We start from the raw sequence: 23,796 nt of genomic DNA, 5'->3' as shown, positions 1-23,796 counted from the left end.
GTAGGCGGTCTTCAGTAGGCAGTTTTTAGTTGAAAGGTGGGTAGAGGGTAGTTTTTAGAGGGTAGTTGGCGGAAGGCAGTTGACAGTTTTGGTTGTCAGTTCTAAGTGATAAGTTGGATAGTTTTAAATCTCAGTTTTAGTTTTTGGCTATCACATAAATACCGGAAAAGGAAACAGTTATTTTCTATTTTTTCTGTGAAACTCTGTGAAATAACTTTTATTCCTCCTCCTCTTTAGTAATTTCCATAATATTAAAAACTATCTTTTCTTTTTTAGCTGAAAGTTGAACGGATTGAATTTTGGATCTCACAATCTTTGGAAGATCCTCTTCATCAATTTCAAAATCAATGGGCGTAATATTTCGGTTGGGGACAGGGGAGGACTCGGAGTTCAATTCCAACATGTCCGATGTTAGTTCCAATTTAAAATCCTCACCATTTATAATCAGTTTGGCGCCTTTGAAGGTTTTAATCTTGAATGTGCCGATAATGATGGTTTTAAAATAATGATAACCAGCCAGTTCGCTCATTCCGGCATACATGACATTGGTATTTGATATGGCAAAAGGCACACCTTCAACATCATTCATAATAGCCTCCGTATAGGTGCTGTCATGTTGTTCTTCAACAGGTTCATTAGAGCCAAAAGCCGCCCTTAACTTGGTCAACGAAAATTTCATGAAATTTAATTTTTGTAAAACTAAGCTTCTTGGAGGGAAGTTCCAAGTTTTGAGTTCCGAGTTTCCCGCCTTCGCTTCGCTGCGGTCGGGCAGGCCCGCCTTCGCTTCGCTGCCCGCCCCTACAAAAGTTTCGGACAAGTGGACGGGCAGGCCCGCCTTCACGTTTCCACTTTCAACTTCAATTTCATTTTCATTTTGAACTTCAACCTCATCCATTCACTTTGTATGTGACAAACTGTACTTCCTCATGCCTAATACCTAACCCCCACATCCCATTTCCTATCAACATTTAATTATCTTTGTAAAAAACAATACCATACCATGATTTTTATAGAAAACGAAGGCAATACCAATCCGAAGTTGAACTTGGCTTTGGAGGAATATGCACTGCGAAATTTTAGTGCAGAGAATGACTATCTGCTGTTTTATATCAATGAGCCATCCATCATTATCGGTCGTAACCAAAACACTTTGGAAGAAATCAACCATAATTATGTTGAAGAAAACAATATTCATATTGTAAGACGAATTTCCGGTGGTGGAGCGGTTTATCACGATTTTGGCAATCTTAACTTCAGTTTTATCACCAATCACGATGTCAAAAGCCTGAGTAATTTCAAAAAGTTCACGGCTCCGGTCATCAAGGTCTTGAACAGTTTGGGACTGAAAGCCGAATTAAAAGGCCGGAATGACATTGAGGTGGATGATAAGAAGATTTCTGGAACTGCTCAGTTTTCTACGGGCAAGCGGATGGTCAGTCACGGCACCTTATTATATGATACAGATTTGGGTGAGGTTGTCAATGCACTGAACGTAAAAATGAGTAAAATTCAGTCCAAAGGCCACAAATCGGTGCGAAGTCGTGTAGCCAATATCTCCGAGTTTTTAAAGGAGTCCATGAAAATTGAAGAATTTCGACAATTATTGCTCGAAGGGCTCTATGATGAAAGTGAGGCCTTTGAAAGCTATCATCTAACACCCGACGAGTGGAAAGCCGTCCATGAGTTAAAAAAGGAAAAATACGATACTTGGGAATGGAACTATGGTCGCTCCCCGAAATTCAATATTCAACGTAGCAAGCGTTTTTCTGTTGGGGAAATTGATCTGCGGATTTTTGTAGAAAAAGGCCATATTATAGATTTTAAAATTTTTGGCGATTTCTTTGGAAAGGAGCCTGTAGAAGGAATTGAAGAGCTTCTGATTGGTGCTCGTTACGATCGCGAAGACATTTCAGAATTATTAAAAGACATCGAGCTTAAGGAATACTTTGGAGATATACCGAAGGAAGAATTTATCGAATTGATTTATGGGGAGGATGAGTGAGTATTGGCAGTTATCAGTCAGCAGTCAGCAGTTGGCAGTCAGCAGTTGGCAGTCTATAGTCGCAGTACTCAGTACTTAGACTTCCCGCCTTCACTATAGCTACCCGCCTTCGCTATAGCTACCCGCCTTCGCTTCGCTACGGACGGGCAGGCGGACGGGCAGGCGGACGGGCAGGCAGTTATCAATCAGCGGTTTGTTGTTGATGGTTTTCAGTTTAAAATCGGAAGATTCTAAGGCTACATTAAAAGGAACACTTATGATGGATGATTCTGAACTAATCGGTTAGTGTCTGCCTTAGTCTTCGAAACCTACGGGAGATTTCAGGGGAGTTATTTAAGAAATTACTGTTTTGTTTTTTTGAATTGACATTTTTGCCTGTCACCTGTCGACCGAAAGCGACCCACTACCCTCTATATACTGCCCACTACCCTCTAAATACTATCCACTACCCTCTAAATACTACCCACTACCCTCTGAATACCACCAACTTCTCTTTTAATAACTTCGTGTATAATTTAAAAAATAATCCTTCGTTATAGATTTAAGATTCAAGTATCTTTGAACGTCAAAAAAAAAACAAACTTAATGCTTAATAAAAAACTCTCACTTTTGCTTGGTTTCCTATTGCTGATAGGACATACTTACGCACAACAATCGGCTACTTATACCAATGAACTGGTCGATTATCAAAAAGCACTGACCTTATATAACAACAAACAGTATCAAGCCGCACAAAGCATGTTTGATAAAGTAAAAGATGCCACTGACAATGAACAGTTGCAAGCAGATTGTACGTATTATTACGCCAACTGTGCCGTTAGACTCAATCAAATTAACGCTGACGCACTCATTGAGGATTTTGTTGAAAAATATCCCACTAGCACCAAGCGGAATACTGCGTTTATGGATGTGGCCGACTATTATTTTGATAATGGTAGATATGCCCATGCCAGAAAATGGTATGAAAAAGTGGATGAAGGAAATATTGGTATTTCAGAACGTGATAAATTTTATTTCAATTACGGGTACAGCCTATATTCGACAAAAGATCAGGTTGAAGCCCAAAAGTATCTTAATCGAGTTGTAAACTCGAAGGAATACGGCTCGCAAGCCAAGTATTATATCGGATTCATGGCTTATGAAGGCGATGACTATGATCGGGCCAACGAATATTTTGAGCAAGTAAGCGATAATGAAAAGTATCAGGAGAAACTTTCCTATTATCAGGCAGACTTAAATTTTAAACTCGGAAAGTTTGAAGAGGCAATAAAACTTGCAGAGGCGCAAATGAAAAAGAGCAACCCAAGTGAAAGATCTGAATTGTCCAAAATCATTGGTGAAAGCTATTTCAACCTTCAAAAATATAAGGAAGCCATTCCGTATTTGACCGCTTATAACGGGAAAAGAGGGAAATGGAGCAATACCGATTATTACCAATTGGGTTATGCCTATTACAAACAAAATGATTTTGAAAAAGCCATTTCCGAATTCAATAAAATCATCGGTGGGAACGATAGTGTCGCTCAAAACGCTTATTACCATTTAGGTGAAAGCTATGTCAATTTGGGTAAAAAACAGGAAGCATTGAACGCTTTTAGAAATGCCTCCCAAATGGATTATGATTTGAAAATCCAGGAGGATGCCTGGTTGAATTATGCAAAGCTCAGTTATGAGATAGGAAATCCATACCAATCGGTACCACAGGTATTGACCAGCTATTTGAACAAATATCCACAAACACTGAACAAGGCTGAAATTGAAACTTTATTGATTGATTCGTATATCACTTCGAAAAACTATAAGGAAGCTTTAAGATTGTTGGAAGGGAAAAACAGCTTTGAAAATAAAGTTGCTTATCAAAAGGTCGCTTTTTACCGAGGAATTGAAGTTTATAATGAAGGCGATTATAGAGGGGCGAAAAACCTATTTGAAAAATCCCTGAAGGAGCCACGCGATGCTAAATTTACTGCTAGAGCCACGTTTTGGAAAGCAGAATCTGACTATAATATAGGCAATTACGATGAGGCCTTAATCGGGTTTAGACAATTTAAGCAACAAAATGAAGCTGCTGGAACGCCGGAAATGACCAATATCGATTATAATTTGGGCTACACTTATTTCAAACAGAAAAACTATTCAAAATCGACCGAACATTTCAAAACTTTTGTCAATCAGCGTACGGAGGATAAGTTACGCTTGAATGATGCCTATTTGCGATTGGGTGATGGTTATTTTGTGTCGTCCGATTATAAAGATGCCATTGGCGCTTATGATAAGGCCATTACCTTAAAACAAATAGAACCAGATTATGCCGATTTTCAAAAAGCGATGAGTTATGGGTATATCGGACAGGATAACACCAAGATCCAGGAATTGAACAGTTTTATCAATAGATACAGCAAATCGTCCTTAAGAGATGATGCCATGTATGAATTGGGAAATTCTTATGTAAAAGCCAATCAGAACGACAAAGCGATTGCCATGTACGACCGATTGAATGCCGAATACAAGAACTCTGTTTTCAATTCGAGATCGATTTTGAGACAAGGTCTTATTTATTACAACGCTGGTCAGAACGAACAAGCTTTGACCAAGTTTAAGAATGTGGCCAGAAACTATCCAAGCAGTGAGGAAGCCGTTCAGGCCGTATCGACAGCTCGATTGATCTATATCGATTTGGGCAGGGTCAATGAATACGCAGCCTGGGTAAAAACCTTGGATTACGTAGAAGTGACCGATGCCGACCTGGACAATACCACGTATTTGGCGGCCGAAAAACAGTATTTAGAGAACAAAACAGATAATGCCATCAAACAATTTAATGGGTATTTGAATCAATTTCCAAATGGGATGCACGCTTTAAAATCGCATTTTTATTTGGGCGAATTATATACTAAAAAGTCGCTTCCAGAAACTGCACAGCCGCATTATGAATTTGTGGTCAATAAGCCTAAGAGTGAATATTCGGAACAAGCCATCGTCAAACTTTCAGAGATTTATTTGAATGCTTCACAATGGAATAAAGCCATTCCACTCTTAAAACAATTGGAAGTAGAAGCCAATTATCCACAAAACATCATCTACGCACAATCTAATTTGATGAATGCCTATTACCAACAGGAAAAGTACAAAGACGCAGAAAACTATGCCGAAAAGGTGCTATCGGGTTCTAAATTGGACAATAAGGTGAGGAGTGATGCACAGATTATTATAGCACGTTCTGCCATTAAAACGGGCAATGAGTCAAAAGCCAAGTCGGCTTACGCTACGGTTGAAAAAATAGCCACTGGCGCTTTGGCCGCTGAAGCCTTGTATTACAATGCCTACTTTAAAAACAAGGAAGGGCATTATGAAGCATCTAATGCCACTGCTCAAAAATTGGCGAAGGATTACGGGAGCTATAAATATTTCAGTGCGAAAGGCTTGGTGCTGATGGCAAAGAATTTCTATGCTTTGAAAGATGCGTTCCAAGCCACATATATTTTGGAAAGTGTGATTTCAAACTTCCCGGAATTTAAGGATGTGGTTCAGGAAGCCCAAACGGAACTCAGTATTATTAAAGCACAGGAAGCAAAAACAAACTCATCAATCACAACAGAAAATTAGATTCTTGTGACGGTCACATCTCTTGAAAATAATTCACGATCATGACTGACTTCAACCATTGGAATTAGGAATTTTAATTTTGGACATTAACACGTAATAAACAATGCTAAAACAAATCAAATATATTTCCCTCATCGCAGTTCTGATAAGTGCTGCATCTTTTGCACAGGAACGCACAAAGGACACTTTGGATTCTGAAGTGGTCAATGTTGTCAAACCCTATACGCCTACCGTTGCAGATGCCTTTAAAATAAAGGAAACCCCAGTTTTGGATGACGACGTCAATACCACAAAAAAGGAAATAAAATACAATATTTTTTCAATTCCTGTGGCGTCAACCTTTACTCCTGCAAAGGGAAAGGCGGCAACCGTCAATAAAGCCAAACCCATCAAACTCTATGATAATTATGCGTCTTTGGGCGTGGGTACTTACACCACCATTTTAGGGGAAGTATATTTAAATCACGAGTTGGGCAGAGGAGAGAATGTTGGTGGGTATTTCACGCACCATTCATCAAGTGGCGGAATTGATGGTGTATTGTTGGATGATGATTTTATCGATACCAAACTCCATGTGAACTACAGTCAAAGACTTAGAGATTTGTCATGGACGCTGGAAGGTGGCGGTTTATATCAAAAATACAATTGGTACGGATTGCCAAAGCCTTATTTTGACGCTACAACGGCAGACACCCTGGATGTTGGGCATCAGTTTTATGGAGGGAATGTTGGTGCTAAAATAAAGCTTTATGATTATCTTATAAAATATGCCAGTGTTCGCTACAGGAGATTTGGAGATAACCAAGGTTCTGGCGAAAATCGATTTGTATTAAAAGGTACAGCGGATGTTCCTATTCAAGATGAATTGATTTCTACGGAGCTTACTATAGATTATATAAATGGTTCGTTTTCGCGCAACTTTTACACCGACTCCAAAATAAACTACGGCAATGTGAGTTTCGGAATTGCACCAAGTTACCAATTGACCCAAGATGATCTAACGCTTAATTTGGGGGTGAATCTGGTCTATAAGAACAATACGGGCGACTTTGGGGCCAGCAAATTGCATATTTATCCAAATATTACAGCGAGCTTTAGGATAATTGACGAGTTGATGATTGCCTTTGGGGGACTTGAAGGCGGGCTCAAACAAATTTCGTATTATGATCTTGCCCAAGAAAATCCGTTTTTGTCACCTACACTTTATATTAGTCCCACCGATCAAAAATACAATTTGTCTGTGGGTTTAAAAGGGAAACTGTCCAATAGTATCAGTTATAGCGTGGGCGGATATTATATGAATGAAAATGATAAGGCTTTGTACACATCGAATCCTGTTTTTATAGGAGCTACCGAAGATTATCAATATGGAAACTCTTTCGGAATAGTCTATGACGATGTGAAAACATTTTCCTTTGTTGGAGAACTAAATGTAGATGTCAACAGGAATTTCAAATTAGGTGCCAAAGCCGAATATTTTTCATATAGTGCCAATACTGAGGTGGAAGCTTGGAACCTTCCAGATTTGAAAGCGTCGTTGTTTATGGACTATCAAATTGATGAAAATTGGTTTGCTGGAGCAGGTTTGTTCTATGTGGGTGAACGAAAAGATCAGTTTCGTGAATTTGGAACCTTGACACCTATGGAACAGACGATGACTTTGGATAGTTACTTTGATGCCAACGCCCATGTGGGCTATCGTTTTGACGACCAGCTTTCATTCTACGCCAAAGCCAACAATATTGCCGATAAGACCTATCAGCGCTGGATAAACACACCAGTACAGGGCATCCAATTTTTGGTGGGCGCCACCTACCAATTTGACTTTTAACTACATCCCTGCGAAGGCAGGGATCTCATGATGAGAAGTGAAATTTAGTTTATTCGACTACCGTAAGACATTTAAAGCACCCAAACAGTGGGTGCTTTTCACATTTTTATATACTATGAATTCAAATAAAAACTATTGAAAAAAACGCTTAATCTCTTTACTCATTTGAATGCCAAATTAAATCATAGTTCATCTTGGGCAATCAGCGTCACCTGCTTGAACTGATGGTTAGGCCTGTGTTCCATTAAAGAACTGTATTGCTCGTTGTTGAAAATAAATATCTCCTCATTCAAATGGGTTCTTACAACTTTTAATCATCTTAATATCGGATAGATATAATTAGAAGTATATCCGATAAAAACAGTATCTTTGTGAAGTGAAAGAATTAGATTTAACATATCGCGAAGAAATGACGCCTATCTTTGAGCGTCTTGAGATGAAATTGGAGCAATTAAAAAAGCACCGGCCTTTGCCTTCCATGGCTCTAAATAAAATCAGGGAAGCTTTGACTGTTGAGTGGACCTATAATTCCAATAGTATAGAAGGTAACACTTTAAGTTTAAGAGAAACCCAAATGGTATTGCAAGATGGCATTACTATACAAGGGAAATCACTCCGTGAACATTTTGAAGCAAAAAACCATGAACGGGCCATAAATCTGCTTTATAAGTTAGTAGAGCGTCGTGAAACACTTTCCATTCATGACATCCTTTCTTTACATGGGCTGGTATTGAATTCCATAGAAGAAGAATTTGCGGGAAGACTTCGCAACGGTGGTGTGCGTATTTCAGGAGCGAATTTCGTGCCTCCAAATGCCGTAAAAGTGTCTGGTTTGATGGATGATCTTTTAACATTTACAAAAGAGAATCCTTTAAATTTGAATGTTATTGAACTATCTGCCGTATTTCATCATCGGTTTGTTTGGATACATCCATTTTTTGATGGAAACGGTAGGACCGTACGGTTGGCCATGAATTTGTTGTTGATGGCCCATGGATTTCCGCCTGCTATTATTTTGACAAATGATCGAGTGAAATATTATACAGCGCTTAATGATGCCAATAAAGGGCGATATGGAAAGTTGATGCTTCTTATGTCGCAAGCCCTAGAGCGCACCTTAAATATTTACCTCAATGCTATGCCAGGGAACACCTTGGAATATACAGAGATTTCCAATTTGGTAGAGGAAGAAAATCTTCCCTATGGTCAGGAATATATCAGCCTTTTGGCTCGTACAGGAAAGATAGATGCTTATAAGGAAGGCAGGAACTGGTTGACTACAAAGGAGGCTATAGATAATTACGTGAAAAACAGAAAACGTAAGAGATAAGTTTTGAAAAGCATTTCATTTGGAATGCTTTTCTTATTTTTACAAGACAATCAATTTCCAACTCAAACCAATCATTAAGATGAAAAAACTATTAGTTCTCCTTTTTTTAGCCCTTATTTTTTCATGCGAAAGCGAAAAAACTGAGGTTGATACCATAGTCGTTAATGCCAATATCTATACCGTAAATGACAATTTTGACCATGCAGAAGCCTTCGCCATTAAAGATGGGAAATTTCTTGAGATAGGAAGTTCGAAAGCTATTCAGGACAAATATACTTCGATTAATATCATCGATGCCAACGGGAAGACAATTGTTCCTGGATTTATCGATGCACATTGCCATTTCTTGGGATTGGGATTAAACCAACAATCCGTCGATTTGGTAGGCACTAAAAGTTTTGAAGAAATAGTTCAACGCATCAGCGATTTTCAAAATGAGAAAAATCTTGATTTTATACAAGGTCGTGGTTGGGATCAAAACAATTGGGAGGTCAAGGAGTTTCCCAATAAAGCCTTATTGGACGCCTTGTACCCTGATACACCGATCGTTTTAACGCGTATTGACGGGCATGCCATTTTGGCCAATCAAGCGGCCTTGGATTTGGGCAAGGTGACTGTTGACAGTAAAGTGAATGGTGGTGAGGTCGTCATTGAAAACGGTGAACTGACAGGTGTTTTAGTGGATAACGCTGAGAATCTGGTGATGGCACATTGGCCGAAATCCTCTAAAAAAGAATTGATCAATGCACTTTTGGACGCTCAGAAAATCTGCTTTGATTATGGATTGACCACTGTGGATGATGCGGGTTTATCTCGACAAGCCATTGAACTTATTGACAGTTTGCAGCAATCGGGCGATCTAAAAATGCGAATCTATGCGATGGTTTCCGGATCAAAGGAAAATGTGGATTATTACTTGAACAAAGGTATCAGCAAGAACGATAAGCTCAACGTGAGCAGTTTTAAGTTTTATGCCGATGGCGCTTTAGGTTCAAGAGGAGCGATGTTAAGGGCGCCGTACAGTGATAAACCGAATCATTTCGGATTGATGGTGACCGATTTGGAAACTTTTAATGATGCAGCACAACGGATTGCCAATTCTGAATTTCAGATGAATACCCATGCTATCGGCGATTCTGCAAATCATGCGGTTTTACAAACCTATAACAAGGTATTAAAGGACCAATCTGATAGACGTTGGCGTGTGGAGCATGCGCAAATTGTATCACCTGGAGATTTTGAGCTCTATAAAAACGTGATGCCATCAATCCAGCCAACACATGCCACTTCTGATATGTATTGGGCAGAAGACCGCTTGGGATCAGAACGCATCAAAGGTGCTTACGCTTACAAACAGTTATTGGACGCTTATGGAAAAGTTGCTTTGGGAACTGATTTCCCGGTGGAGCAGGTGAGTCCGTTTTTAACGTTTTATGCGGCAGTGGCGCGTCAAGATTTGGAGTCGTTTCCAGAAGGTGGTTACCAAATGGAAAATGCATTGACCCGCGAAGAAACTTTAAAAGGAATGACCATTTGGGCGGCGTATTCCAATTTTGAGGAAAACGAAAAGGGAAGCATCGAAAAAGGTAAATTTGCCGATTTTATCATCCTTGATAAAGATATTATGACCATAGATATTCATGATATCCCGAACATTAAAGTGGAGGGAACCTTTGTGGGCGGGGAGAAGCAATAAATACCTGCTATTTCTTTAATTATTACACAGAGTTGCACAGAGGAGTTATACAGAAATACCTTAATTTACAATTAATTCTCTGCGTACCTCTGTGACTTCTCCGCGAATCTCTGTGTAATAACCGTTAATAAACTCGTGCCAAATAATCATAATGTTCACCCTCCATCACCAATTCGCATTCTAATCCCACCGATTTGCAGGCCGTTACTAAAGTTTCAAAATCGATGTAAAGCCACGTGGTCAATGGTTCCGATTCGCCTTTGTAACTCACAAGATAATCGAGTTCGCCGTAGTAATTGGCGTTCAGGTCTTGCCAAATCCCGCCATCCTCATCCTCATACATGTAAATGATATCTGTAGAATCGAGGAGAATTTGACCCCCAGGATTTAGAAGGGACTTAAGATGATTCAAATAGAGTGGGACTTTTGAGAGTTCTTGAAAGATTCCGGAACCGTTCATCAAAAGTAAGATGGTGTCAAACTTCTCAGTTTCATCTAAAAGAGCAATAACTTCGGCATTCTTAAGTCCGCGTTTTCGTGAAACCTCAATGGCACCTTTAGAAACGTCAATAGCCTTGACATCAAAACCTTGTTCCTGAAGATACAAGCCATGACTTCCTGCACCACAACCAACATCCAATACTCTTCCCTTGGCCATTCCCATGGCTTTCTTCTCTAATATGGGCATTTCCTCATAGTTTCTGAAGAGAAATGGTAAGGGCAGTTCATCTTCATCAGAGATATTTGTAGCCGTGTAAACGTCTTCAGTATAATTCCCGTTATAATAATCCAATAATGCTTTTCCAAATATATCTCTCATTGAATTTTTTTTTCATTTCCCTATTGATGGAAATATTAAGTTCTAAATGTGTTATTTTTACGCTATATAAGACTTCGTATAGAATCTCATAGGGCGACAAATATACGCATTAGGAAAATGAAACCTTCTTTCGAATAGTCCAAAATGAAACATTGTATATTTTAAGAACTGTATGATTTTTGGTTCATTACGTGGGCATTTGAAACATATATAGTGTGCATGGTTTGGATAATCGGTAGAGATGTCAAATAATTACTAATTTCACAATAAAAATGTAGTTGATTTGTCATTGTTATTCAATAGTATAGTAGTAATGAAACGAGGTCAAAAAATATAAACCAATAACCATGAAAAGAGGAATTCTGTTTTTACTGTTAACCATAGCAACGTCCAATATTTGCATATCTCAAGAATGGATGACCTCTCTGGATGCGGCAAAACGCATTGCTTTGGTTCAGGATAAATTTTTATTCATGATGTGGAAGGATGCCACTTCAATCCCTTATCCTGTAATCATGCATGATACAAATGGGAACGAGATCCTTTTTGACGATTTGTTTAAAAATGACGAGATCAACCAGATTATCTGGAAATATTTTGTGCCGGTGAAGGTCGATGAAAACCTTTATGGTGAATTATATGATGCTATAAAGGATAGCAGAAGTAGGAGTTATTTGGCGCAATTTGAAGATGATAATATTAAGATTATGGATGTTAATTTTAATATCGTCAATACGTCCGTTTCTCCTCAAGCCTATTTTAATTTGACAGAATTCATAACTAATTATGGTCTGAATACTTCTTTTTTAAACGCGGAATTGCGTAATTATGTGGAGCATAAAGATTTTAGCACCGCCTTTCGATTGGCTTCAAAATATATGGATTATGCGATATTGGTCAATAAAAACACAAGAAAGGATATTGTTAATTTATCCATTATCTATTTGGATGATGCCGATAGATATTTGTTAACAAGTGATATAAGTGATAAGAAAGACTTTAAAGATAAGATCAATTTATTAAGGTGGTCACAATATCTTCTTCAAAATAGACCGAGAAAGGTGTTAAGGTTGCTGAAAAAATTTGATACTTCAGAAATTGATGAAACTACTGATTCCCAACTCGCTTTTCTCTATTATGCGGCCTATCAACTGAGAAAAGATGAGAAAAATTCGGAGTTGTGGAAAAGTAAAGTTTCTTTAGTCAACTTGAGAAAAGCCGAATTGATTGCTAATCTTCATTTATAGCCCCTTCAAAAATATCTGGTCAAGCCACAGAGGCTTTATACTTGACGATTTTTATTCTCTAATCTAAAGTTAAGACCCTGCTTCAGATGGCTCTCGGGATTTATTGCAGCGACTTTAGTTTCTATCAATGTTTTAGCTACGAACTTGCCCGATTAGCCAGGGGCGGGTACACGCATAATGATGTGTTTTCTCATATTTTTTTTCCAGCTATTTCATGAAGCAGAGTTTCAATCTGGCAATATAAACCTGTGGTTTTCCAATCGATAGTGGTTTATCCAATTTATGAATAGAGCACATATTTACTGCGAGTTTTTTTAAAATCTTCAAGTCCTTTTGCCCAAGTGGCTTTAATTTCCTTTTCAGAAAGACCTTTCTCTATTTGTTCCTGAAGTTTTGTAGTGCCGGCCAATTTTACAAAAAACGAATTAAAGAATTTGGTTTTATCCGCAGTATGTGTATAGGCTTCAATTACATAATGTAAGTTTATACCTGGTTTTACATCGACTTCCGTTAAATTTTTGCCATAACATGTTTTTCCTTGTTGAGGTGGTGTTTTGGCACCTTCATTAGGTTGCGGTGTGAAACTAAAAGTAAAGTGCTTTTTATCCAAATCGGGACTTCCAAATACTTGGAATTGCTTATCTGTACCACGTCCAACACTCACGTTGGTGCCTTCAAAAAAGCACAGGCTTGGGTATAAGGCAATGGCTTGATCGTTCGGTAAGTTTGGCGATGGTTTAATAGGTAAACTATAGGGCGATTGGTGTGTGTAATTTGTTATCGGAATAACGGTCAATTGACATTGAACCTCATTTTTCAACCATTTTTCACCATTGATCATTTTGGCGTATTCACCAATGGTCATCCCATGAGCAATTGGGATAGGATGCATTCCCACAAAACTCGTATTTGCTTTTTCTAAAATAGGACCATCTATATAATGCCCATTTGGGTTGGGCCTGTCAAAAATAATAATTGGAATATTGGCCTCCGCACAAGCCTCCATGACATAATGCAAAGTTGAGATGTAGGTATAAAATCGGACGCCCACATCTTGAATGTCAAATACTAAAATATCCAAGCCTTTGAGCTGTTCTGGTTTTGGTTTTTTATTGTCGCCATAAAGTGAAATGATGGGCAGCCCTGTCTTTGGATCAAGACCATCCTGAATTTTCTCGCCAGCATCGGCGGTACCTCTAAATCCATGTTCTGGGGAGAATACTTTTTTTACGTTTATGCTTAGACTAAGTAGGGAATCAACAAGGTGAGTATAATCTCCGAGGTCATTTTTTCGATTTTTGTCCTTAAAAATAACACTCGACTGATTCCCAACCACGCCAACGCGTTTGGTTTCTAATAGTCTCAAGTACTTTTCCGTTTGATTGGCGCCCACTTTTATAGTCGGCAGTAGCAAGTCTTCAGTAGGCAGTTTACTTTTGTATGTTTTTTGATCTCCGTCGACCATCTTTGTACTTTGTACGTCATACTTTGTACTCTTAGTTCCATTTCCACAAGAAATCAATATCAAAACAATCGCCGTTATTATCGAGAATACTGTATTTTTGAGCATCTTTAATCGCATCTTAAAATTTTGAATTACGAGTTTTTTATAGCTAAACGAATTATAGGCAGTAAAGCGTATAAAAGTAGTGTTTCAGCACCTATAATAAAAATTGGTATTGCTGCCATTGCTATTGGCATTGTGGTGATGCTTATCGCCATTGCCACGGGAATTGGCCTTCAACAAAAAATAAGAGATAAGGTCGTGGCCTTCAATGGGCATGTGACCATTACCAATTTTGACAGTAACGTGTCTGATGAATCTGAGATCCCAATCAGCATACACCAGGATTTTTATCCGGAGTTTAAAAATATTGATGGAATTAGGCATGTTCAGGCAACGGCAACCAAATTTGGGGTCATTCGTACCGCCACTGATTTTGAAGGGGTCGTTTTTAAAGGCGTTGGTTCAGATTATGATTGGCGCTATTTTAAAGAGTTTCTAATTGAAGGAAGATTGCCCGATTTTTCGGGTGAGATGAGCAATGAAGTTCTGATCTCACAATATTTGGCCAACCGATTGCAATTCAAGTTGGACGAGAGTTTTCAAACTGTATTTAAAAAGGAAAGTATTGATGAAATGCCTTTTTTGCGAGCTTTTAAGATCGTAGGGATCTATAATTCGGGATTTAAGGAATTGGATGAGAAATTTGTTATGGGCGATATTCGCCACGTGCAACGACTCAATAAATGGGATGAAGATCAAGTTGGGAATTTTGAGGTGTTTATTGACGATTTCAAACAGATTGAAGCCAAAGGAATGGAAATCTACCAGAATATTCCTTCAGATCTTGACGCAACCACTGTAGAGCAAAAATACATCTCCATTTTTGAGTGGATCAAAATCTTTGATAATAATACTTATGGCATTATCGGCATCATGATCCTTGTGGCTGGTATTAATATGATCACCGCTTTATTGGTGCTCATATTAGAGCGCACACAAATGATTGGTATTCTCAAGGCTTTGGGCAGCAATAATTGGAGCATTAGGAAAGTGTTTTTGTATAATGCCACTTATTTGATTGGACTGGGACTGTTCTGGGGAAATTTAATCGGATTGGGAATGTTGCTGGCACAAAAGTATCTTGGATTGGTACCATTAAATCCCGAAGTGTATTATGTTTCAGAAGCTCCGGTGTATCTCAATTTGGACTATGTTTTACTTCTGAATTTAGGAACCTTCATTGTGTGTTTGCTGATGCTCTTGATTCCTTCAGTCATTATTACAAAAATATCTCCGGTTAAGGCGATGCGGTTTGATTAGGCAGTGGGTAGAGAGGTGAGTGGTGAGAGGGTAGAGATAAGTGGGCCAACTTTTGATGTTTTCCCCGTAGATTGCGCAGATCTTTCACCAAAAACTCTGTGCATCTCCGTGTTTTCTCTGTGCATCTCTGTGTAATACATCCAGCAATTTAATAAATCAAAAATTCGGCTTACCTTTGCAATCTTAAAATAAAACACATGCACTACGCCGAAAACATACTTGAAACCATTGGAAATACGCCCTTGGTCAAACTCAACAAATTAACTAAAGATTTACCATGTTTGGTCTTGGCCAAATATGAAACTTTTAATCCTGGAAATTCTGTCAAAGATAGGATGGCTGTTAAAATGGTGGAAGATGCCGAGGCTGACGGACGATTGAAGCCTGGAGGCACCATCATTGAAGGGACTTCTGGAAATACAGGAATGGGATTGGCTTTGGTGGCCATCGTAAAAGGTTACAAATGTATTTTTGTGATGAGCGATAAACAATCCAAGGAAAAAATGGATATCCTGCGTGCCGTTGGTGCTGAGGTTGTTGTTTGTCCTACAGATGTCGCACCAGACGATCCAAGAAGTTATTATTCGGTGGCCAGACGTTTGAGTGAAGAAACGCCAAACTCTTGGTATGTCAATCAATACGATAACTTAAGCAATACAAAGGCCCATTACGAAAGTACAGGTCCTGAAATCTGGAAGCAGACGGGTGGTAAGATCACTCATTTTGTGGTTGGAGTAGGTACCGGGGGTACGGTCTCTGGAATTGGGAAATATCTAAAGGAGCAAAATCCTGATATTAAAGTTTGGGGCATTGATACCTATGGCAGTGTCTTCAAAAAATATCACGAAACTGGTATTTTTGATGAAAATGAAATCTATCCATATGTCACCGAAGGGATTGGCGAAGATATTCTTCCTAAAAATGTCAATTTTGACATCATCGATGGATTTGAAAAAGTGACCGATAAAGATGCTGCGGTTTATACTCAATTGTTGGCGAAGGAGGAAGGCATGTTCTTAGGAAATTCTGCGGGAGCTGCCATAAAGGGTTTGCTGCAATTAAAGGAACATTTTACTAAAGATGATGTGGTGGTGGTTTTATTCCATGATCATGGCAGTCGTTATGTAGGCAAAATGTTCAACAACGAGTGGATGAAAGAAATGGGGTATATTGATTGAATCTTAATAGAATCAAGACCGCTTGCTTCGACTGCGCTCAGCACAGGTCGCAGTTAGATGTTAGAATCAACCTGCTTGCCGGCATGCAGGGAATCATGATTGCTCACTTATTGATAATCTTTCGGCCTTTTATTGTTCTGTGAGCCTGAAAAACTCCTTCTCTTTTGAAAGCGAAGGAGTTTTTTGATTGGACACGGTTCAAGATTTAGTTAAAAATCTAATTTTATGCCACTTCCTTCTTCTCGGTTAATTTTGTTATCTGTCTACATTTTAAAACTTAGCACGTCCCAAACTTTTCCTCCTTTTTAAGTGGCTTTTGCTTCGGTAGAGAAGCAGAAGTCGAGGTGGTTTTTGACATGGATCAATTCAATGTTCCTTGCTATTCTCTTTTGTTCCTAAATCATTGCTTTTGAATAAACCCTTCCGTCTTCATCCCGTATCCGCGGGATGAATCCACCTTATCTTTTGAAGGGAAGGAATTTTTTGGGCTGATTGCGATTTAAAATAGCGCTATAAGCTTAACTTGATCCTAATTTCCACCTTCCAACTTTTCATCACTTCCAACTTCTTGGTTAATTTTGTTATCTGTCTACATTTTAAAACTTAGCACACCCCAAACTTCTCCTGCTTTTTAAGGAGGAGTGGCTTCTGCGTTCGTAGAGAAGCAGAAGTCAAGGTGGTTTTTGACTTGGATCAATTCAATGTTCCTTACAATTCTTTTTTGTTCCTAAATCATTGCTTTTGAATAAACCCTTCCGTCTTCATCCCGTATCCGCAGGATGAATCCACCTTCCCTTTTAGAGGAAGGAATTTTTTGTTTGAGTTAGGTTTGATATTATGTCGAAAAATTTTACTTCTAACTCCGTCCTTCCAACTCCTTGCTTTTTACTCCACCTTCACTCGAACCCCTTCACTATGGCTCGTGAATTCTGGAGCATACATACTTTGAATGGTCGTGATGCCATTGCTCATATCGCCACTGTTGTTCACACGTAAATCGTATTCAAAAACATAGATACCTTTCGGTAAATAGTCGAAGAAGAAATTGGTGGCGGCATCTTTGGTGCTTTCGTAATAACCCAATCCGTCTTGGTATTTATAAGAAGACAACACATTGACAGGTTCGAAACCTGCCGCACGCATATCTTTCATATGTAAGAATTCCATGTCTCTGTCGCTTCGCAATTCGATTCGCACCCTGACCAAATCGCCGACTTTTACGTCGGTTTGGGAAGTGATTTCTGAAAGTTGTTCGCCTTTATCGGTGTTTGATTTTAAGAATAACTTCTTCTTCAATTGCAAAGGTGTTTCCGCAAAGGTAATTTTATCCAAATCTTCAAAATACTGCCAGTACAGACTTCCCCAGGCAATACCGTCCTCTTTTTTGGTCAAGGTAACATTTGCCATCTCTGGTTTTATTTCAGAACCATTCCAAGCCGTTTTGTAGTAACCTGTTCCGGCTTCAACTTTGACGCTTTCTAATTTTGAAGCTTCTATTTTTTCGCCACCCAAACTAACATCTACCATCTCAGTCACGCTTAACCAATCGCTACCTTGTAGCAACAATGCGTAAACCGCTTCGGTAGTAGCCTTGGTTGTTTCCCAACTGTTGGTCTGCTTGTTCTTAAGCAACCAGATTTTTAGATTATCAATTGTCCGCACGTCATTTTGAATTTCAGAAAAAGCTTCAATCATGAGCGCTTGGGTTTCAATTGGCGCTTGGTACCAAAACCACGACGCTTTATTCTCTTTCCAATACATGCCCAATTCGTCAGAAGTGATACTATTTTCTTTTAGGGATTTTAGTATTTTATCGGCTGTTTTAGAATCTTTGGTACGATGTGAAACCATTGCCATTAGCCCTTTAGCGTACAACGATCTGCTTAACCAATACTTCTGGATTTGCGTTTGGTAGTAAGCCGTTATGGTTTGAACTTCTTTGCTTTTTGGAATATCAGGAAAGAAGCTGCGCATATATAAATAATGCAATTGGGTATAGCTTAAATGGTCTTTGCTTAAATCGACTTTTTTGTCATATTTGCGAAGGTCTTTATATTCTTGAATGAATTCCGTATCTAAATAGGAGACGGCTTTTTTGATCATGTCATCTGTAGGTTCTCCCTTTCCATTCAGATTGACATTCAGGTGTTTTAAATGTCCAAAACCAATAATGATTTGCTGGGTAATAAATCGGTTTGGTCTTCCGCCTTCAAACCACGCCCAAGCGCCGCTGCCCATTTGATTGTTTTGAAGTTTGCGTTGTGCCGACTGCAGTTCGTTGTTCATCTTGTTCATGTCGAACAATAGAGCAATGCGTTTCTTTTGTTCCGTTTCAGATTGGGCATCGCGCAACCAAGGGGTTTCTTCAATAAGAAGACTTTTCAGTTCTTCATTTTTTTCAAGATTACTGATTAAGGCATCCTGTGAAGCCCATTGATCAAACACTTCCTTAATTCGCGGATTGCTGTTGGCAATATGACTTGCCAAGGCGTTGGCGTAATATCTACTAAAGATTTGCTCGTTACAGTCATACGGATATTCCATTAGGTAAGGTAAGGCCTGAACGGCATACCACGCCGGATTGGAGGTCATTTCCAAGGTCAATTTATGATTTTTAAGTGTTTTGGAGCTGTTGGCAGCGCTTGTCGAAGCTAATTTGTCCAAAGTAAAAGTGCGTGTCTCATTCGAGCGTATCCACATCGGTAAAGTTTCAGTAACCAACATTCTGTTTGAAAGTACAGGCAGTAGGTTTTGTTCGCCATCACTAAATTGTCCCGACTTCGCAATTACTTTGTATTGAACGGCATCCACATCATCAGGAATGGTCAGACTCCAAGAAACTTGCGTATTGCCCATCGCATCTACTGTGAATGACTTTCTATTGTCTGAATTATTAAGCTTAGCGTCAATAGGATTTCCTGTCATGCCGTCAAAAAGCTGCAATATCACCTCACCAGATAATGAGTTTTCAGTGAGGTTTGCAATTTTTGTACTGATGGAAATCACATCACCATGACGTAAGAAACGAGGTGCATTAGGAATGACCATCAATTCTTTTTGAGTAATGGTTTCCAAAGTGGACGTAGCACTTTCTAAGGTTTTGGTATGCGCTAAAAGTTGCAACTTCCATTTTGTCAATGCTTCAGGTGTTGTGAAGCTGAAAGACACATTGCCGTCGGCATCCGTTTGCAATTGCGGAAAGAAGAATGCTGTTTCTTGAAGGTTTTTACGGATGGCAACAGATTGCAAATCTTCTTCGGTGTTGTTTTTGGTAGCTATATCTGTATCATCAGGAGAATTTGTTATAGAATCATTAGCTAATGATTTTTTTTCTCGGTTAATACCGACTGCTTCGGACATTACAGATTCTTCAACTTCCATTTGATCTTCAACAATTTGAATACCAGAAGCATTTCCTCTAACCATTGGCATCATATTATATCTGCCTCGACCAAAATAAAACCCAAACCAATTCCATTGATCATAACTTTGATAAGGGTAGCTCAAATTATTGGTCGGTAAATAGACGTTAAAATTAGTACTTCCGAAGCTTTGGACGGCGCGTCTTTGGTTATGGCTATAATAAATAGGTTGATATAATGGGCTAAATTGCCATTGGTGGGGTTGAAACTGATCTAATGACATATCATACATGCTTGCCAGCAGTTCAGCGCTCACTTTATCGCCTTGTGGACCCTTGATGTTGAAACTCCAGGTTTCGTCTGTTCCAGGCTCTAATTTGTCCCTAAACGTTTTTGTTTCAATGGTCAACTCCGATTTTGGATAAGGAACTGCAATGATCTGTGTTCCGGAGTGAAAACTGTTGAAGGCAGCATAACTGTAATGGATGGCGAATCCGCCCATATCCGCATTGGTCACAGGGATAGCAATTGTTTTTTTGTTGTTGCTTAACGATACGATATAGGTATTGATGATTTTTTGTCCTTTTTCAACATCCACGGTAACGACCAGGTTTTGCGCAGCACTAGCAAAAGTTATGATCACATTTTGACCTGTTTTATATGTGGACTGATCTGTGCTAACACTAAACAGCTGATTATCCGGAAGCATTTTGTCATCTGGGCTGAATACAAAAGTCCGCGCTTGATCCGTCACTAATTGTCCAAATCGATCTTGACTTTCTAAAATGATGATATAATTGCCGGACTCCCATTTTTTAAGACTTTCCAATTTGATTTCCTTCGATTTCGAAGTGTCAAAATTGGTCTCAAATACCATCTTGCCTTTCTCCCATGTTTCGGGATTATGCTCATCTTGATACACTTCATGCGGAAATATTTTTTTAAATTCTTCGCGGGATAAGGCGTGATAATCTGGTGCAGGCCACGGGCGTGGTCTTAAAACTTCTTTGGGAGATTGGAGTTTATAAATTTTGACAGTGCCTTGAGCAACAACAAACTCGCCGTTCAAGTTTTTTGTGCTTATAGAAAGTTGGTGTTCTATTTTCGATTTATCCAACTGTCCTTTTATACTTATGTTTGCTAAAAGTGCATGGTAGCCAACATTCACAATAGTGGTGGCGCTGCGAGTTTCGCCATTGAGATCGGTGACATCAGCAGTGATTTCATAATTAAATACCGGGAGACTGTTTTTGTCTACACTTTCATCAGGAATAGCTTTGAATTTTATTTCAAAATTACCGTCTTTATCGGTCATGCTTTCGCCATGGGCAATTTCCTGAGGTTCACTGTTAAACCACGGTCTGTACCAGTAATACCATCGTGGATATTGGACTTTTCTGTGCACGCGATAGACTACTTTTGCGTCCGTTATCGTACTGCCAGCGTAGGCTAAAGCATTTCCTTTTACGGTTACAGAATCATTGATTTTGAAGGTTTCGGTTATCGGAAGCAATTTAGTTTCAAATTTTGGACGTTTGTATTCTTCAACCGAAATGTTGGCATAACCATAATTCCCAGCGTAGATTTCAAGACTAAACTGGCCGGTTAATCCATTATTTGGCAGGATGAATTCTCCAGAAACCGAACCAAATTCGTTGGTTTTGAGTTCTAATTCCTTGACCACTTCGCCATTGACATTTTTAAGGGTCACTTTTACCGATTGGTGGGCATAAACCGTGGTTTTTTTGTTTTCTGTTTTAGTGGCTATCCCTTTAAAATAGACGACTTGACCGGGTCTGTAAATACTTCGATCTGTGAATAAAAATGGGGTATAACTGATCGGCTCTTGACCATCGTCATCGTTATAATAACTTCTGCTATAATAATCTTTGAAGTATGCAGTGTCTGAATTGTTGACCGCTGTGATATTCATATTATAATAGCGGTTCTTGGAATTCTCCATGCTGAATTCGCCGTTTTTATCCGTTAGGAAATCTTGCGTTTTGTACTCGTTATTATAATTGATTTGGTATCTAACCGACACGTTTGCACCTCCAAGAGGTTGACCATTGTTTCTATTGATCAATTGGAACAATTCTCTATTTGTATCTGATTTTGTCACCAACGCCATATTGGTCACTTGAATAGTTTTATGGGCGAATAACTCATCGTTTGAGAAATCAGGTGTGGCCACAATAAGATACTGTCCGTTATTCAGTTTAGGAAGGACCACCTCAGTAGTATGTACTTGAAAGTCATTTTCATTATTGAGTGGGCTGTCCCATTCTTCCGAGACTCTTAGTTTTTTGATAAATGCGAATCGTTCGTCCTGACGGTAGGTTTTATTGAAACTGTCTAACTGGGATGGTGAAAGCCGATATGCTTTAAACTTTAAATGGTTCAAATTTGAATAGCGTACCAATATCAAACTGTTGCTTTGAATGGGGATATTGTTTTCTGCAGTCAGTTGCAAAGTGGGTTTCAAAATAAGATTCTTTAAAACAGCACATTTTTCTGCGCCCTTACTTCTTGGGAAATCTTGCGTGACCGCATCACAAATCGCAATGGCATCTTTAAATTTCCAACGTGCATCCACATTGGTTTTAGCATCAAAACCTTGACCTTGTTGATGGTATAATGATGCTATTTCGAAATCGTAAAGGGCAGAGACTTCATGGTCTTTATACGCGGCTGAAGCTTGTTGGAGACTCTTCAAATAAACAGCATCCTTATCGCTAAATGTGGCATTGTTTTTAACGAACTGAAGTCGTTGGATATTGACATCCGCCAAAGCGTAAGGTTCTTTGTCTTTAAGGTGAAAAGCGATTAAATTTTTGTAAATCTTTAAAGCTTTAAATTGTAAGGATGTGGAATCTCGGTGGGTGATGTCCAACCCTGAAAAAGTCTTGGCATCCGATAGGAACTCAGGATTATCAATCAGGAATTTATAGGCAGGTTGAGTGATGCTGGTTTCATCGGTTTGGTAAAAAGCTAAGGCATTGTGATTCAAAAAATCGAAGAGAGTAGGTCTGAATAGCTTTGATCCATTCGCTTTGTGTAATAAATCGTTATAATTAACCAACAGCGTTTCCTGAAGAATCAATCCGTTTTTAAGCGAATTTTGATAATGGGCATCAATTTCTTCAAACAAGGTTTGAAGGTCCCAGGTTCTGAAATCTTCAGCATCAACTTTGCTTTCGGTATGGGTTCGGTTATAGAATTGATAGCGGTTTTGCTGAAAATACTGCCAGTATAAATTGGCGAGCATATTTTCAAGAATATTTTTGGTTGGAATATCGCTGGAGGCACTTTGTGATTTAAAATCGTTGATAATTTTAAGTTGTGCGTCTTCCTCTAAAATTAGTGCGTACTTACTTTTATACAATAAACTTTTGATATGTTGAACTGTATTTTTTTCGGCAACAGCCAATTTGGCAATTTGTTCGGTAACCTGTAAGGCAGATTTGGTCAAACCTTCATTTTCATATTTTTCAATTTCTTTCCATAATTTTTCATAATTATTGGATTGGGATTGTGCAAAATTTGCAAAAAATATGACCATAAATAGAGTTATAAACTGTTTCATCATTTGAATAGATTTGAATCCTTAACATGGATTTGTACGTAAGCTAATGCCATTGGATCTTTTAAAAAAGAGGAAATACGTCACGCCTACATTTGATTGAGTGAAGTTAACGAATTCTGAAGTTAACTTTATTATTTTTTATCATTAAGCAAAAACAATACCATAACAATTAATAATATGTGATAAAGGAGTCAAGACCGCTTCGTTTTTAGAATCAAGCCTTCCTGTCCGTAAATTTTTTGAATGCGGGAATCAAGACTTGACCCTTATGATTCTGAGAATATATGTTTGCAAGAATATGATAAATCTAT

Annotated in this window: 12 protein-coding genes; 8 read left to right on the top strand and 4 right to left on the bottom strand. The window is 38.7% G+C overall.

Translation table 11 applies throughout. The annotated features are described in order from the left end of the window. Positions 1–217: 217 nt before the first annotated feature. The gene (locus G6N06_RS02435; RefSeq protein ID WP_163514472.1) at positions 218–895 is read right to left on the bottom strand and encodes a hypothetical protein; all 678 of its coding nucleotides are present in this window, start codon (positions 893–895) and stop codon (positions 218–220) included. A gap of 105 nt (positions 896–1,000) precedes the next feature. Between G6N06_RS02435 and lplA the strand changes: the two genes are divergently transcribed. The 5 genes from lplA (at position 1,001) to G6N06_RS02410 (ending at position 10,465) form a co-directional block, all read left to right on the top strand. Beyond that, the gene (gene lplA / locus G6N06_RS02430) at positions 1,001–2,002 is read left to right on the top strand and encodes a lipoate--protein ligase (RefSeq protein WP_163514471.1); all 1,002 of its coding nucleotides are present in this window, start codon (positions 1,001–1,003) and stop codon (positions 2,000–2,002) included. A 585-nt stretch (positions 2,003–2,587) separates the two neighbouring features. Then, a complete protein-coding gene (locus G6N06_RS02425) occupies positions 2,588–5,608 on the top strand; it encodes a tetratricopeptide repeat protein (RefSeq protein ID WP_163514470.1) in 3,021 nt (1,006 codons plus the stop codon). Positions 5,609–5,711: 103 nt separating this feature from the next. Next, on the top strand, positions 5,712–7,439 hold the full coding sequence (locus G6N06_RS02420; RefSeq protein WP_163514469.1) for a TonB-dependent receptor domain-containing protein: 1,728 nt from the start codon (positions 5,712–5,714) through the stop codon (positions 7,437–7,439). Positions 7,440–7,815: 376 nt separating this feature from the next. Further along, on the top strand, positions 7,816–8,769 hold the full coding sequence (locus G6N06_RS02415; RefSeq protein WP_163514468.1) for a Fic family protein: 954 nt from the start codon (positions 7,816–7,818) through the stop codon (positions 8,767–8,769). Between the two features lie 79 nt (positions 8,770–8,848). After that, positions 8,849–10,465 carry an amidohydrolase gene (locus G6N06_RS02410; RefSeq protein WP_163514467.1) on the top strand — a complete coding sequence of 539 codons (1,617 nt, stop codon included), beginning with the start codon at positions 8,849–8,851 and terminating at the stop codon, positions 10,463–10,465. 124 nt (positions 10,466–10,589) lie between these two features. On the opposite strand, the gene G6N06_RS02405 is transcribed toward G6N06_RS02410, so the two are convergent. Continuing rightward, positions 10,590–11,285 (bottom strand): class I SAM-dependent methyltransferase, encoded by a 696-nt coding sequence (locus G6N06_RS02405; RefSeq protein ID WP_163514466.1) that lies wholly within the window; start codon positions 11,283–11,285, stop codon positions 10,590–10,592. Positions 11,286–11,632: 347 nt separating this feature from the next. Between G6N06_RS02405 and G6N06_RS02400 the strand changes: the two genes are divergently transcribed. Then, positions 11,633–12,532, top strand: a complete 900-nt coding sequence (locus tag G6N06_RS02400) for a YyaL domain-containing protein (RefSeq protein WP_163514465.1) — start codon at positions 11,633–11,635, stop codon at positions 12,530–12,532. A gap of 280 nt (positions 12,533–12,812) precedes the next feature. Here the strand turns inward: G6N06_RS02400 and G6N06_RS02395 are convergent, their stop codons facing one another. Continuing rightward, entirely contained in the window at positions 12,813–14,102 is a 1,290-nt protein-coding gene (locus G6N06_RS02395; protein ID WP_240337946.1) for an exo-beta-N-acetylmuramidase NamZ family protein, read from the bottom strand. A 21-nt stretch (positions 14,103–14,123) separates the two neighbouring features. On the opposite strand from G6N06_RS02395, the gene G6N06_RS02390 reads away from it, so the two are divergent. Then, positions 14,124–15,359 (top strand): ABC transporter permease, encoded by a 1,236-nt coding sequence (locus G6N06_RS02390; RefSeq protein ID WP_163514463.1) that lies wholly within the window; start codon positions 14,124–14,126, stop codon positions 15,357–15,359. A gap of 197 nt (positions 15,360–15,556) precedes the next feature. Then, positions 15,557–16,537 carry a PLP-dependent cysteine synthase family protein gene (locus G6N06_RS02385; RefSeq protein WP_163514462.1) on the top strand — a complete coding sequence of 327 codons (981 nt, stop codon included), beginning with the start codon at positions 15,557–15,559 and terminating at the stop codon, positions 16,535–16,537. Positions 16,538–17,422: 885 nt separating this feature from the next. Here G6N06_RS02385 and G6N06_RS02380 read toward each other — a convergent pair. Then, on the bottom strand, positions 17,423–23,485 hold the full coding sequence (locus tag G6N06_RS02380) for an alpha-2-macroglobulin family protein (RefSeq protein WP_163514768.1): 6,063 nt from the start codon (positions 23,483–23,485) through the stop codon (positions 17,423–17,425). Positions 23,486–23,796: the final 311 nt, after the last annotated feature.

The organism is Gelidibacter japonicus (genome assembly GCF_010725055.1).
Taxonomy (GTDB): domain Bacteria; phylum Bacteroidota; class Bacteroidia; order Flavobacteriales; family Flavobacteriaceae; genus Gelidibacter; species Gelidibacter japonicus.
This window is presented reverse-complemented; position numbering and strand designations above follow the sequence as displayed.

Coding starts and splice junctions, on each gene's coding strand:
- G6N06_RS02435 (WP_163514472.1), bottom strand. CDS start 895: ATGGATGAGGTTGAAGTTCAAAATGAAAATGAAATTGAAGTTGAAAGT.
- lplA (WP_163514471.1), top strand. CDS start 1,001: ATGATTTTTATAGAAAACGAAGGCAATACCAATCCGAAGTTGAACTTG.
- G6N06_RS02425 (WP_163514470.1), top strand. CDS start 2,588: ATGCTTAATAAAAAACTCTCACTTTTGCTTGGTTTCCTATTGCTGATA.
- G6N06_RS02420 (WP_163514469.1), top strand. CDS start 5,712: ATGCTAAAACAAATCAAATATATTTCCCTCATCGCAGTTCTGATAAGT.
- G6N06_RS02410 (WP_163514467.1), top strand. CDS start 8,849: ATGAAAAAACTATTAGTTCTCCTTTTTTTAGCCCTTATTTTTTCATGC.
- G6N06_RS02405 (WP_163514466.1), bottom strand. CDS start 11,285: ATGAGAGATATATTTGGAAAAGCATTATTGGATTATTATAACGGGAAT.
- G6N06_RS02400 (WP_163514465.1), top strand. CDS start 11,633: ATGAAAAGAGGAATTCTGTTTTTACTGTTAACCATAGCAACGTCCAAT.
- G6N06_RS02395 (WP_240337946.1), bottom strand. CDS start 14,102: ATGCTCAAAAATACAGTATTCTCGATAATAACGGCGATTGTTTTGATA.
- G6N06_RS02385 (WP_163514462.1), top strand. CDS start 15,557: ATGCACTACGCCGAAAACATACTTGAAACCATTGGAAATACGCCCTTG.
- G6N06_RS02380 (WP_163514768.1), bottom strand. CDS start 23,485: ATGAAACAGTTTATAACTCTATTTATGGTCATATTTTTTGCAAATTTT.